Source organism: Pseudomonas sp. NPDC087029 (genome assembly GCF_044745345.1).
Lineage (GTDB): Bacteria > Pseudomonadota > Gammaproteobacteria > Pseudomonadales > Pseudomonadaceae > Aquipseudomonas > Aquipseudomonas faucium.
In genome coordinates this window covers 163668-176135 of record NZ_JBIVAB010000008.1, presented here as the reverse complement: position 1 = coordinate 176135, position 12468 = coordinate 163668, and the positions used below count along the sequence as shown (strand labels likewise).

The 12468-nt window shown below is 64.0% G+C and carries 14 protein-coding genes and 1 pseudogene; 11 read left to right on the top strand and 4 right to left on the bottom strand.

Translation table 11 applies throughout. From position 1 onward, the window contains the following. From cobU to ACIPG5_RS15445, 9 genes are all read left to right on the top strand, one after another. On the top strand, nucleotides 1-522 hold the full coding sequence (gene cobU, locus ACIPG5_RS15485; RefSeq protein ID WP_176515670.1) for a bifunctional adenosylcobinamide kinase/adenosylcobinamide-phosphate guanylyltransferase: 522 nt from the start codon (nucleotides 1-3) through the stop codon (nucleotides 520-522). Continuing rightward, a complete protein-coding gene (cobT, locus tag ACIPG5_RS15480; protein ID WP_286915318.1) occupies nucleotides 519-1574 on the top strand; it encodes a nicotinate-nucleotide--dimethylbenzimidazole phosphoribosyltransferase in 1056 nt (351 codons plus the stop codon). Before cobU ends, cobT begins: the two co-directional genes overlap by 4 nt. Continuing rightward, on the top strand, nucleotides 1571-2137 hold the full coding sequence (gene cobC / locus ACIPG5_RS15475; protein WP_401376113.1) for an alpha-ribazole phosphatase family protein: 567 nt from the start codon (nucleotides 1571-1573) through the stop codon (nucleotides 2135-2137). Before cobT ends, cobC begins: the two co-directional genes overlap by 4 nt. A gap of 1 nt (nucleotide 2138) precedes the next feature. Then, a complete protein-coding gene (locus ACIPG5_RS15470; protein WP_401376110.1) occupies nucleotides 2139-2873 on the top strand; it encodes an adenosylcobinamide-GDP ribazoletransferase in 735 nt (244 codons plus the stop codon). Between the two features lie 115 nt (nucleotides 2874-2988). Beyond that, the gene (locus tag ACIPG5_RS15465) at nucleotides 2989-4155 is read left to right on the top strand and encodes a glycoside hydrolase family 5 protein (RefSeq protein ID WP_401376181.1); all 1167 of its coding nucleotides are present in this window, start codon (nucleotides 2989-2991) and stop codon (nucleotides 4153-4155) included. Nucleotides 4156-4197: 42 nt separating this feature from the next. Beyond that, nucleotides 4198-4602: a MarR family winged helix-turn-helix transcriptional regulator gene (locus ACIPG5_RS15460; protein WP_176515663.1), complete on the top strand. Its 405-nt coding sequence runs from the start codon at nucleotides 4198-4200 to the stop codon at nucleotides 4600-4602. 64 nt (nucleotides 4603-4666) lie between these two features. Then, on the top strand, nucleotides 4667-5869 hold the full coding sequence (locus ACIPG5_RS15455) for an MFS transporter (RefSeq protein WP_373874221.1): 1203 nt from the start codon (nucleotides 4667-4669) through the stop codon (nucleotides 5867-5869). Next, the gene (locus ACIPG5_RS15450; RefSeq protein ID WP_401376106.1) at nucleotides 5866-5988 is read left to right on the top strand and encodes a hypothetical protein; all 123 of its coding nucleotides are present in this window, start codon (nucleotides 5866-5868) and stop codon (nucleotides 5986-5988) included. Before ACIPG5_RS15455 ends, ACIPG5_RS15450 begins: the two co-directional genes overlap by 4 nt. Before the next feature lie 47 nt (nucleotides 5989-6035). Further along, nucleotides 6036-6587, top strand: coding sequence for a glutathione peroxidase (locus ACIPG5_RS15445; protein ID WP_176515661.1), 552 nt, complete (start codon nucleotides 6036-6038; stop codon nucleotides 6585-6587). Between the two features lie 813 nt (nucleotides 6588-7400). Here ACIPG5_RS15445 and ACIPG5_RS15440 read toward each other — a convergent pair. Further along, the gene (locus tag ACIPG5_RS15440; RefSeq protein WP_176518267.1) at nucleotides 7401-7661 is read right to left on the bottom strand and encodes a DUF2798 domain-containing protein; all 261 of its coding nucleotides are present in this window, start codon (nucleotides 7659-7661) and stop codon (nucleotides 7401-7403) included. A 114-nt stretch (nucleotides 7662-7775) separates the two neighbouring features. Here ACIPG5_RS15440 and ACIPG5_RS15435 point away from each other — a divergent pair, with 114 nt between their 5' ends. Further along, complete coding sequence (locus ACIPG5_RS15435) at nucleotides 7776-8705, top strand: LysR family transcriptional regulator (protein WP_401376103.1); 930 nt, start codon at nucleotides 7776-7778, stop codon at nucleotides 8703-8705. Between the two features lie 42 nt (nucleotides 8706-8747). Here the strand turns inward: ACIPG5_RS15435 and ACIPG5_RS15430 are convergent, their stop codons facing one another. From ACIPG5_RS15430 to ACIPG5_RS15420, 3 genes are all read right to left on the bottom strand, one after another. Beyond that, complete coding sequence (locus ACIPG5_RS15430; protein WP_401376100.1) at nucleotides 8748-10013, bottom strand: OmpP1/FadL family transporter; 1266 nt, start codon at nucleotides 10011-10013, stop codon at nucleotides 8748-8750. 146 nt (nucleotides 10014-10159) lie between these two features. Then, nucleotides 10160-10642: a hypothetical protein gene (locus ACIPG5_RS15425; protein WP_176518264.1), complete on the bottom strand. Its 483-nt coding sequence runs from the start codon at nucleotides 10640-10642 to the stop codon at nucleotides 10160-10162. A 248-nt stretch (nucleotides 10643-10890) separates the two neighbouring features. After that, nucleotides 10891-11115 (bottom strand): hypothetical protein, encoded by a 225-nt coding sequence (locus tag ACIPG5_RS15420; protein ID WP_176518263.1) that lies wholly within the window; start codon nucleotides 11113-11115, stop codon nucleotides 10891-10893. Between the two features lie 953 nt (nucleotides 11116-12068). Between ACIPG5_RS15420 and ACIPG5_RS15415 the strand changes: the two are divergent. Then, nucleotides 12069-12410: pseudogene (locus tag ACIPG5_RS15415) on the top strand (sel1 repeat family protein); the annotation flags it as partial. Between the last annotated feature and the right edge of the window lie 58 nt (nucleotides 12411-12468).

Below are 12468 nucleotides of genomic sequence, written 5' to 3'. Positions count from 1 at the left end.
ATGCTCAACCTGATCCTCGGCGGCGCCCGCTCGGGCAAGAGCCGCCTGGCCGAACAGCTGGCCAGCGACAGCGGCCTGCCAGTGACCTACATCGCCACCAGCCAACCCCTGGACGGTGAAATGAACGAACGGGTGCGCCTGCACCGCCAGCGCCGGCCCGCCCACTGGGGGCTGGTCGAAGAACCCTTGGCGCTGGCCAGCGTGCTGCGCACCGAAGCCGCCGAAGGCCGCTGCCTGCTGGTGGATTGCCTGACCCTGTGGCTGACCAACCTGCTGATGCTCGAAGACCCGCAGCGCCTGGCCCAGGAGCGTGACGCGCTGCTGGCGTGCCTGGCGCAGTTGCCCGGCACCGTGATACTGGTCAGCAACGAAACCGGCCTGGGCGTGGTGCCCATGGGCGAACTGACCCGGCGTTACGTCGACCTGGCCGGCGAGCTGCACCAGGCCGTGGCCGAACGTTGCCAGCGCGTGGTACTGACCGTCGCTGGCCTGCCTCTGATGCTCAAAGGACCTGCACTATGAACCAACCCTGGTGGCGTGACGCCTGCCAACCCCTCGACAACGCCGCCATGGACCAGGCCCGTGCCCGTCAGCAGCAGCTGACCAAACCCGCAGGTTCGCTTGGCCAGCTAGAGGGCCTGGCGGTGACGCTGGCCGGGCTGCAGGGCTGTGAGCGGCCGAACCTGGATCAGGTCGCCATCACTATTTTTGCCGGCGACCACGGCGTGGTCGAGGAGGGCATCTCGGCGTACCCGCAGGCGGTGACCGGGCAGATGCTGCGCAATTTCGTCGGCGGTGGTGCGGCGATCAGCGTGCTGGCGCGCCAGCTGCAGGCCAGCCTCGAAGTGGTCGACCTCGGCACCATCGACCCGCAGCTGGAGCTGGCCGGGGTGCGCCACCTGCGCCTGGGCGCCGGCACCGCCAACTTCGCACGCCAGCCGGCGATGACCGATGCGCAGCTGCAGGCCGCGCTGCAAGCGGGCCGTGACAGCGCATTGCGCGCCGGGCAAAACGGCGCACAGCTGTTCATCGGCGGCGAGATGGGCATTGGCAACACCACGGCCGCCGCGGCGCTGGCCAGCACCTTGCTGGGTTGCCCGGCGCGCGACCTCAGCGGCCCCGGCACCGGCCTGGACACCGCTGGGGTGCGGCACAAGGCCGAAGTGATCGAGCGTGCCCTGGTGCTGCACGGCCTGCGCGCCGACCAGCCCGAGCAGGCCCTGGCCTGCGTCGGCGGCTTCGAGATCGCCGCGCTGGCCGGCGCCTACCTGGCGTGTGCGCAGCAGGGCATCGCAGTGCTGGTGGACGGCTTCATCTGCAGCGTCGCGGCACTGGTTGCCGTGCGCCTCAACCCGCAATGCCGGGCCTGGCTGCTGTTCGCCCACCAAGGCGCTGAGCCGGGCCACAAGGCCTTGCTCGCGGCGCTGGACGCCGAGCCGCTGCTGGCCCTGGGCCTGCGCCTGGGCGAGGGCAGCGGTGCGGCGCTGGCGGTGCCATTGCTGCGCCTGGCCTGTGCCCTGCACGGGCAGATGGCGACCTTCGCCGAAGCGGCGGTGGCGGACCGCCCGGCATGATCCTCGATTTGCTGCGCCACGGTGAAACCGAGCAGGGCGGCGGCCTGCGCGGCAGCCTCGACGACGCCCTGACCGACAAAGGCTGGGCGCAGATGCGCGAGGCCGTGGGCGAAGGCGGGCCTTGGCAGGTGCTGGTCAGCTCGCCCTTGCAGCGCTGTGCGCGGTTCGCCGATGAACTGGGCGTGCGCCTTGGGCTGCCGGTGCAGCGCGAAGCCGACCTGCAAGAGCTGCATTTCGGCGAGTGGGAGGGGCGCAGCGCGCTGCAGATCATGCAGACCCAGGCAGACGAGCTTGGGCGCTTCTGGGCCGACCCCTATGCCTATACGCCGCCTGGTGGCGAGCCGGTGAGCGCCTTCGAACAACGTGTGCTGGCGGGTATCGAGCGGCTGCGCTCGCTGCATGCGGGCAAGCGCGTGCTGCTGGTCACCCATGGCGGCGTCATGCGCCTGCTGCTGGCGCGTGCCCGAGGTTTGCCACGGGAGCAGCTGTTGCAGGTCGAGGTCGGCCATGGCGCCCTGGTGCAGCTGGAGCTAGTCGGCGAGCGCCTGCGAGAGGTGGTTTGAGATGCTGCCTTTGTGGATCGCCTTGCAGTTTCTCAGCAGCTTGCCGGTGCGTTTGCCAGGCATGCCCGAGCCCCGGCAGGTCGGCCGCTCGTTGCTGTTCTATCCCTTGGTCGGCCTGCTGTTTGGCCTGCTGCTGTGGCTTGCCAGCCATCTGCTGCAGGGCACGCCGGCACCACTGCACGCGGCCCTGCTGCTGACGCTGTGGGTGCTGCTCAGCGGCGCCTTGCACCTGGACGGCCTGGCGGACAGCGCCGATGCCTGGCTGGGCGGCTTCGGCGATCGCGAGCGCACGCTGCAGATCATGAAGGACCCACGCAGCGGACCGATTGCGGTGGTGACCCTGGTGCTGGTGCTGCTGCTGAAGTTCTGCGCGCTGTGGGTGCTGGTCGAGCGTGGCGCGGGCGCGCTGCTGGTACTGGCGCCGGTGGTGGGGCGGGCGGCGATGCTCGGCTTGTTCCTCGCCACCCCCTACGTGCGCAAGGGCGGCCTGGGCCAAGCGTTGGCCGAACACTTGCCGCGGCGTGCCGCCATTTGGGTGCTGCTGGCCAGCCTGTTGGTGTGCCTGGTGCTGGGCGGATGGAGCGTGGCCTGGGTGCTGCTTGGCGCGTTTGGGGTGTTCTGCTGGCTGCGGCGGCTGATGTGCCAGCGCCTGGGCGGGAGCACCGGGGATACGGCCGGGGCGTTGCTGGAGCTGCTTGAACTCACGGTGCTGCTGGGGCTGGCGCTGATGCCTTGAGCCCGCAGCGGCTGGTCATTTTCAGCAACGCATCAGTCCCCCTTGCCGCGGCCTTGCGCGGGTATCCTCGGCCTCCTTCCCAATCGGCCAAGGAGGCCATGCCATGCACCGCTTGATGCTTGTCGCCTTGTTGATGATGTCTTCGCCGCTGGCCAGCGCCGCAGACCTCATCGACTTCTGGAACACCCCCCGCCACGGTGGCAACAGCTTCAACCGCCTGCCGCCTGATCAGGCCTATTTCGAAGCCCTGCGTGGGTACGGCGCCACTTGGGTGCGGTTGTCCTACGATAAATGGCAGCCGGCGCAGCGCGATGTTCTGCTGGGCGATGCCGACCATTACCAGGGCCTGGCCAAGGCGGACCTGCAACGCCTGCGCGAGGCCCTCGACCGTGCCCATCAGGCAGGGCTCAAGGTGGTCATTGCGCCGCTGTCACTGCCGGGCATGCGCTGGTCGCAGAACAACCAGGGCCAGTTCGACGACCGTTTGTGGCAGGACAAACGCTACTGGTCACAGGCCGCCGCGTTCTGGCGCGACCTGGCCGGCGAGCTGAAGGATCATCCGGCCATCGCCGCCTACAACCTGATCAACGAACCGGCCCCGGAGAAGCACGGCGGCCTGGCCGAGCATGCGCCGGCGCAGCAGATGCGGGCGTGGTACGAGCAAGCCCGGGGCAGTGCGCGCGACTTGCCGGCGCTGTACCGCCAGCTGCTGGCAGCCATTCGCGAAGTGGACCCACACACCCCGGTCATGGTCGACGCCGGCTGGTACGCCGGCGCCGATGCGTTCAGCTACTGGCCCGAGGCGCTGGCGGACGAGCGCGTGCTCTACAGCGTGCACATGTACGAGCCCTATGCTGCCACCAGCGCGCCGAACATGACGCGCCAGCCGCCGCTTGCCTATCCTGGCCCGGTGCCCTTCGCCGGGCAGCGCCAGCACTGGGATGGCCAGCGCGTCGCCGAGTACCTTGCCAAGCCTGTGGCGTGGGTGGATGCGATGAAGGTGCCGCGTTCACGGCTGGTTGTCGGCGAATTCGGCTGCATGCGGCGTTTGGCGGGGTGTCGGCAGTACCTGGAGGACGTGCTCACGGTGCTGGAGCGCGAGCGGCTGCATTGGGCCTTCTACAGCTTTCGTGAAGACAGTTGGGATGGCATGGATTACGAACTCGGCTCGGCCAAGGTGCCATGGCGCTATTGGCAGGCCATCGAGCAAGGCACCCCGGACCCCTTGCCCCGTCGCGCAACGGCCGAGTTCGAGCCGATCCGGCAGCGGCTGGCACCCTGAAATTTCTTGCAACAGCCAAGTTGCGGGTATATACACGTATCCATGTTGACCAGTGAATGCATCTGCACCCATTTGCGTCGCGCCGCCCGTGGGGTGAGCCGGCATTACGACGAGGCCCTTGCCGGCTTCGGCATCAATGTCGCCCAGTTTTCCCTGCTGCGCCACCTGCAGCGGCTCGACCGCCCCAGTATCACCACCCTGGCCGAGGCCATGGGCCTGGAGCGCAGCACCCTGGGCCGCAACCTGCGGGTGCTGGAGGCCGAGGGCCTGGTGGCATTGGCCGACGGTGACGACCAGCGCAACCGCGTGGTGCTGCTGACCGAGGCGGGCGCTGCGCGCCTGCAGGTGGCGTACCCCGCTTGGGAGCTGGCGCAGCAGGCATTGGTCGAGCACCTGGGCGAAGGGCCGCGCGATGAACTGGTGCGGCTGCTGGAGCGGCTGGCCTGATCGACCACGATTAAACGCGGGTATATACCCGCATAAACCTTGCGATGTGCTGGAGATAACGATAATGACTTCGGTGTGGCGAACCAGCGGGTGGGTTCTGGTAGGGGCAGCATTGATCCTCGCCCTGTCACTGGGTGTCCGGCATGGCTTCGGCCTGTTCCTGGCGCCGATGAGCGCCGATTTCGGCTGGGGCCGCGAGGTGTTCGCCTTCGCCATTGCCCTGCAGAACCTGATCTGGGGCCTGGCCCAGCCCTTTGCCGGTGCGCTGGCTGACCGCCTTGGCGCGGCGCGGGTGGTGATCATCGGCGGCATTCTCTACGCCGCTGGCCTGTTGCTGATGAGTACCGCCGATTCGGCCTGGTCACTGTCGCTCAGTGCGGGCCTGCTGATTGGCATCGGCCTGTCCGGTACCTCGTTCTCGGTGATCCTGGGCGTGGTGGGCCGCGCCGTGCCGGCGGAAAAACGCAGCATGGGCATGGGCATCGCCAGTGCCGCGGGCTCCTTCGGCCAGTTCGCCATGCTCCCCGGCACCCTGGGCTTGATCGAATGGCTGGGGTGGTCGGCCGCCTTGCTGGTGCTGGGCTTGCTGGTCGCCTTGATCGTACCCTTGGTCAGCATGCTCAAGGATCGCCCGCTGCCCAGCCATGGCGTCGAGCAGACGCTGGGCCAGGCCCTGCGCGAGGCGTGCTCGCATTCCGGCTTCTGGCTGCTGGCCCTGGGCTTTTTCGTGTGTGGCTTCCAGGTGGTATTCATCGGTGTGCACCTGCCGGCCTACCTGGTCGACCAGCATCTGCCGGCAACTACCGGCACCACGGTGCTGGCGCTGGTGGGGCTGTTCAATATCGTTGGCACCTATACCGCTGGCTGGCTCGGTGGGCGGATGTCCAAGCCACGCCTGCTGACGGCGTTGTACCTGCTGCGGGCGGTGGTGATCGGCTTGTTCCTGTGGGTGCCGGTGAGTGCGGTCAGCGCCTATCTGTTCGGCATCGCCATGGGGCTGCTGTGGCTGTCTACCGTGCCGTTGACCAACGGCACCGTGGCCACGCTGTTCGGTGTGCGCAACCTGTCCATGCTCGGTGGCATCGTGTTCCTGTTCCACCAGTTGGGCGCCTTCCTGGGCGGCTGGTTGGGGGGTGTGGTGTATGACCAGACTGGCAACTATGACCTGGTCTGGCAGATCTCGATCCTGCTCAGCCTGCTGGCGGCTGCGCTCAACTGGCCGGTGCGCGAGCGCCCGGTGGCGCGCCTGCAGGCGCAAGCCGCATGAACCGGCACCTGGCCCGCGGGCTGCTGCTGGTGGCCGCGGCGCTGGTGGTGGCATTGGTGTGGTGGGGTTGGCACCGTGGCGGCTTGGCGTTGATGCAACTGGGCATGGCTGTTTGTTAAGCGCTACCCTGCAAGTTCAAGCAATTGTCTAGCGGGAGAACCTGACGATGCGTGCACATTGGTTGACGATGCCGTTGCTGGCGTTGCTGGCGGCCACTTCGAGCTGGGCGGCCGAGTGCCCGGCGCTGTTGCAGAGCAGCTTGCCCGAGCTGCGGGGCAAGGAGCAGGTCGACCTGTGCCAGCGCTTTGCGGGCAAGCCGCTGGTGGTGATCAATACGGCGAGCTATTGCGGGTTTGCGCCGCAGTTCGAGGGGCTTGAGGCGACCTACAAGGAGTACCACGGGCAGGGGCTGGAGATGCTGGGTGTGCCTTCGAATGACTTCAAGCAGGAAGATGCCGACGCGCAGAAGACGGCCAAGGTTTGCTATGCCAATTATGGTGTGACTTTCACCATGACCAAGGCGCAGGCGGTGCGGGGCAAGGATGCGATTCCATTGTTCGTGGAGCTGGCGCATCAGAGTAGTGCGCCGAAGTGGAATTTCTACAAGTACGTGGTCGATCGCAAGGGCAAGGTCATCGGCAACTTCTCAAGCCTGACCAAGCCGGATGATCCAGCGTTCCGCTCAGCTATCGAGAAGGCAATCGCCTCCCACCCTTGAGCATCCAAGTCGCTCTTGCTCTTGCTCTTGCTCTTGCTCTTGCTCTTGCTCTTGCTCTTGCTCTTGCTCTTGCTCTTGCCGTTGCTTTTGCTCTTCATGCGCGCAAGTTCAGGCGACACAGATTGCGACTTCAGGAGGCCGAACGGAGGTCATGCGGAGGGAGGCGACGGGCATGGATGCCCGTCGAGCGCTGAGGCCCCATGGATGGGGCCTGCAGCGCGTACTCCCGGGAGCATGACCGCAGAGAGGGAACCCCGGAGCGTAGCGGAGGGGCCGGATGATGGGAGCGGGCGGTTTTTGGTTACTTTTTGCCAAGACAAAAAGTAACCCGCCGTAAGGGCGGAAGGGTGATTATGCGCCGCCTTGGCAAATGGATATTCACTCGTTTCAAAAGCCAAAAGCCAAAAGCCAAAAGCCAAAAGCCAAAAGCCAAAAGCCAAAAGCTCAGGTGGTGGTGCTGAAGTGCTCATGCATATCCGAAATCAATAGCGACGCTTACTCACCTTTCCGCCCTTACGGCGGGTCACTTTTTGTCTTGGCAAAAAGTAACCAAAAACCGCCCGCTCCCATCATCCGGCCCCTGCGCTACGCTCCGGGGTTCCCTCGCTCCGGCCTTGCTCCCGGGAGTACGCGCTGCAGGCCCCATCCATGGGGCCTCAGCGCTCGACGGGCATCCATGCCCGTCGCCTCCCTCCGCAAGTCCTCCGCTCGGCCTCCTGAAGTCGCAATCTGTGGCGCCTGGACTTGCGCGCATGAAAAGCAAAAGCAAAGGCAAAAGCGAAAGCAACGGCAAGAGCAGGGGAGGGGGATGGGTTAGTGAGGATGGACTGTAAGTGCCACCAATCGAATCACCACCGGCCGGACCATCAGTACGCAGATGAATGCCACCGGCATAGCAAGTTGGTAAGCCTTGAGCACGTTGTTCAAATACTGCGCATCCACGCCCGCATTGGCAGCGGTAATCACGAAGCACATCAACAACGCCATGATCGACGACATATACAACGCAAACACGTAGGGCGTGGCGCTAGGGCGCAATTTGCGCCGGCTGCGCGGCTGGGACAGGTCGCTCATGCAAACTCCTGGAAAATGGCTGGAAGCGCAGGTTATCAAGCCAGCAGTCGACACCTGTAGACCGGTAACGGTGAGTTCTTTATAAAGAGATTCTTACGAATCCCAAGGCTCGCCATGGACCTGCTCAACACCATCCGCAGCTTCATCAAGGTCGTCGAAGCCGGCAGCATTGCCGCCGGCGCCCGCACTCTCGGCCTCAGCCCGGCCGCGGTCAGCCAGAACCTCGCACGGCTCGAAAGCCACCTCCAGGTGCGGCTGCTCAGCCGCACCACCCGCAGCATGGCCCTCACGCCGGCGGGCGCGCAGTATTACGAACGTGTCCGGCATATCGAACGCGACCTGCTGCAGGCCGAGCAAGCCATCACCACGCCCGACAGCGAACCCCAGGGGCGCCTGTGCATTGCCTCCACCTCCGCGTTCGGCCGCCATGTGCTCGCTCCGTTGATCCCAGCCTTCAGCGCCCGCTACCCCTTGCTTTCGATAGAGTTGGTAACGACTGACCGACGCGTCAACCACGCCCGCGAAGACGTCGACATCAGCCTGCGCATCACCCCACAGCTGGAAGACCATCTGCTCGCACGGCACATCGCCCGCGTCCCGTTCATCTGCTGTGCATCCCCAGGCTACCTGGCGCAGGCGGGCCTGCCAGCCACGCCGGAGGCGCTGCGTGAGCACCGCTGCCTGGTGTTCCGCTACCCGGTGGACGGCCGCTTCCTGCGCTGGGGCTTCGTGCGCGATGGCCTGCGCTTCGATGCGCAGTTCGGCACGGTGCTGATCAGCGACGACATCGACGCCCTGACCCAGATGGCGCTCAACGATGGTGGCATCACTCGGCTCGCCGAATTCGTGGTCCGGCCGCACTTGGCCACCGGCGCACTGGTGCCGCTGTTCGAGTACAGCGAGCAGGGGCAGGCCTACGCCCAGACCGAGCCGATGGATATCTACCTGTGCCTGGCAGACCGTTTTGCCCTGACGCCCAAGACGCGCGCCTTCATGGATTACCTGCACGAAGCGTTGGGTGAAACCTGGCAGGTGCAGGCATGAAAAAACCGCCACGAGGGCGGTTTTTCATACAGCAGGTACGAATCAGAAACGGTAGGTGAGGGAAGCACCGATACCGTGAGCGCTGTTCTCGTACTTGGCCTGGTAACGACCCTTGGTCGGGCTGGCCAGGTTGACCTTGGTGTCCTCTTCCCACAGGTAGGAGTAGGCCACGTCGATGGTCATGTCGTCGGTTGGGCTGTAGCCGGCACCGAAGCTGATTGCCTTGCGATCACCCGTAGGGATGCGCGGCGAACGGTCGTGGTTGTTGGTCGGCGACTGGTCGACGGAGAAGCCGGTACGCAGTACCCACTCCTTGTTGACCTTGTAGGACGCGCCAATGGCGTGTGCCCAGGTGTCATGCCAGTTCTGCTCTTCGGTGATGGTGCCGAACTGGCCCACCAGCGGAGCGGGTACATCGTTGTTGACGGTGATGTCCTTCAGGCGGCTCCAACGCGTCCAGGTGCTGCCTGCGTACAGGGTCCACTGGTCATCCAGCTCGTGGGTAACCGAGAAGTCCACCGACTCCGGGGTCTTGATCTTCAGCGTGGCGTCGAACTTGCTGCCGCTGAACGGCCCGATCAGGGCGTTGTTGACCTTGGTGTTGCCTTCGAGCTTGTAGTCGACCATCGAGTGGTAGGTCATGCCGACGCGGGTACGGTCGGTGGCCTGAACCAGGATGCCGATGTTGTAGCCCACGGCAGTGTCGTCGCCCTTGATCTTCACTTCGCCATCATTGAAGCCAGGAGAACGCGGGTTGATGGTGTTCGACCCCAGCTCGCCCTTGATCTTGTTGATGGTCGGGCCGAAACCGATCGACACCTTGTCGTTGAAGGCGTAGCTGACGGTTGGCTGGAAGGTGATGACCTCGACGTGGCTCTTCTTGCCCCAGTAGCGTGCGGCGTCGCCGCTGCCGTAGTCAGTGACCAGGCCGAAGGGCACGTAGACGCCGAAACCGACGCTCCAGTGCTCATCGATCGGCTTGACGTAGTAGCCCATCGGTACCCCCACCGTTGGCACCATGTCACCGTCGGTTTCACCCGGCAGTGGGCTGCTGCCCGGGCCCGAAATATCGGTCTTGGCGATAATGGCTGCGCCCCCCACGGTCACTTCCTGGCGCTTCAGGCGAGACATGCCGGCAGGGTTGCCATACACCGTGCTGGCATCATCGGCAGCGGAAGAACGACCCGCGAAACCTGTCCCCATGCCGCTGATGCTCTGTTCGTTGAGGGCAAAGCCGGCAGCGAACAGTTGGCTGGAAGCGAGAGCAACGGCAACGCCGAGGGAGGTTTTGAGCATTACTTTTTTCATTATTAGAAACTCCTTGGGATCTCCGGGGCGAAAAGCTACCAACAAATCACGCTCTGCGCTATAGCCTGTATCACAGGAGATAGAGCGGTTTTGTAGGACAATCCGACCAAAATTCCTTTTTTTCCGGTAATACTGTAGGACAGTTCTCAAGATACCTCTGGCAATTTCTGAGCAATGCACAGTTGCCAGGCTTGGGTGAAGTCGCGCAGGCGACCCTGAGGGTGAAAAATCTGACGCCAGATGCGCGCCTGGCCCAACAGGTCGTCGGCGTCAGGCAACGCGGTCGCCTGGGCTTCGATGAGCATCCAGGCAATGGCGGTGGCGTAGCGCAAATTGACCGCGAGTTCCAGGTGCGGGCCGCCCAGGAAGGCGTGCTGGCTCGCCAGGCCGCGGACCAGGCTGGCAAGTTCCGGGTCACGCGCGAGGAAGTCGTCCCACACCGCCTGATGCCGGCTTTCGCCAATGCGATAGAGGCCGTGCCCCCGGCGGTCGTGCAGCGCCGAGCCGAGCGCCGACTGGCTGGCCGCAATCCCCAATAGCAGGGCTTCGGCACTGGCGCAATGACGATTCAGGTAGACCAGGGTCGGTCGGATCACATACTGACACAATTCATTCGCCGCGATACCCATGATGCCCTCGAGCAGTAAGGGGCCGACGGGCGCTGGAGCTTGGCAGCTGGTGAATGATCAGGCCCGCCGGAAGCGGATCGGACCGCTCGAGTTGAAGTGTAGTGTGATAAGCGTGATGTAAAGAGCTGTTTTTAAATCGATTGCTGCCTGAGGTCGGAAGCCATATGCCTTGCGGCAATTAGGCCAAGAACCATCAGGCAGCTCGCCGAGGCCGGCATTCAAAGGCTGAATGCCCTGGCATTCACCGCTCACGCGGTGAGCGACTGGCGCGTCCGGGCGATCACCGCCTGCAGCGGTTCCGAGCGGGTGTACTGCTCGGGATACAGGCGTTCGGTGTGGCAGGCGACGCCGTGTTCGTCCACCAGGGTGAAGCTGAAGTTGCCCTTGCGTGGGGCAGTGATAAGGCACTTCAACGGCGAGAAGGCCTGGGAGAGGGTGCCAATGGCAGCCTGAATCTGATGATGGGTATGCATATTGTTGGAGGTTCCTGCTTTAAACACGGGGGTTATGATCCGTGCATGATAGAAACGTTCCAGTGACGCCTTTATTAAGGGACGAACGAACCTGACTGGAACAAAGCAGCCAGAGAGAGCGCAATCAAATGTGGGCGCTTGGGCTGACTGGTAGGTACTTCAGAGGGCAGGCAGCATTCCGGGGCCAAGGTTCTAGGCCGGTCGGTATGGAATCCTGATCAATCTGTCACGTGATTCGTGCTTGAACAGCGCGCTGGCTGGCGAGTGAATCATCGAAAGGGCCGGTCCTGGTTTCAGCAGTTGCTCTTGGGGGGAGCAGGTCTGCAAGGACGCTTCTGGCCAGAATTGACTTTCAGCTTGGTACTAACGAGGCGCACCTTACCGGAACGCGTGGGGCTTTGCAAGCCTTTGCACGTTTCTTCAGGCGAGCCGCGCAGTATGGCGTGTCTTTGCCCACGTGGGAAGAGGGGCAAGTGGCCTCCAAATGGCCCGATGTACCGATTTCGTGCATCCGAATGCAGGTTTTTGGTGCACTTGTGCACATTCGAGGCGCGACTTGTAACAGCCCGGCAACAGCGCCCGATACGCTCGCCAATGACTTGACTGGCACCTTAAGTCAATGAAAAAAAACACTAATTTTTACTGGTGAAAAAATCGTCAGTTTGACTGCAAGCCCCATTTCATAGGGGTTTGCAGGGTCCTTAGGGAGGTTGTCCACCGAGTTATCCACAGGAACTGTGGATTGTCCCGAGCGCTTGCTCTAGGACGGGCGTGCCAGCAAAGCGGAGAACTGTCCGACAATCGACAGGCACCTGCCGACTGCCCAGTCACCTGTTTGAAAACGTCAAGAAAAGATCAGTGAAATTTTTTTTCAATCCTCCAGAAATCGACAGGCCATGCCGTGCAAAAAAGGGTAGAGTGGCGCGCCTTTCGAGTTGCCCTGTCTGTTGCTCATGAAGTTTCGCGGTAAACACCTCGCCAGCCCCGCCGTTTCGACGTCTGCCCCCACGCCCAAACGCTTTTCATTGAAAGTGGCCTTGTGGCTGCTCGACAGCCCGCGCCTGGCCGACAAGCGCCAGGTCAAGCACCTGGCCGGGCGCCTGCTCAAGCAGCCGGCGCGCCAAGGCGTGGTCGAGGCCCAGAGCCGCCTGGGGCAGATGCTCTGCCGCGAGTGCGGCAATGCCCGTGACCGGCGCATCGGCCATGACCTGCTGCGCCAGGCGGCGCGGGCCGGGGACCGGCGGGCGCAGCTGGAATACGCTCGCCTGTGCCAGGCCAGCGAGCCGGAGCAGGCGTCGGACCAGGCAGGCTGATAAGCTGCAGGCAATTTGCAACAGACCGTCGGGGTAAGCA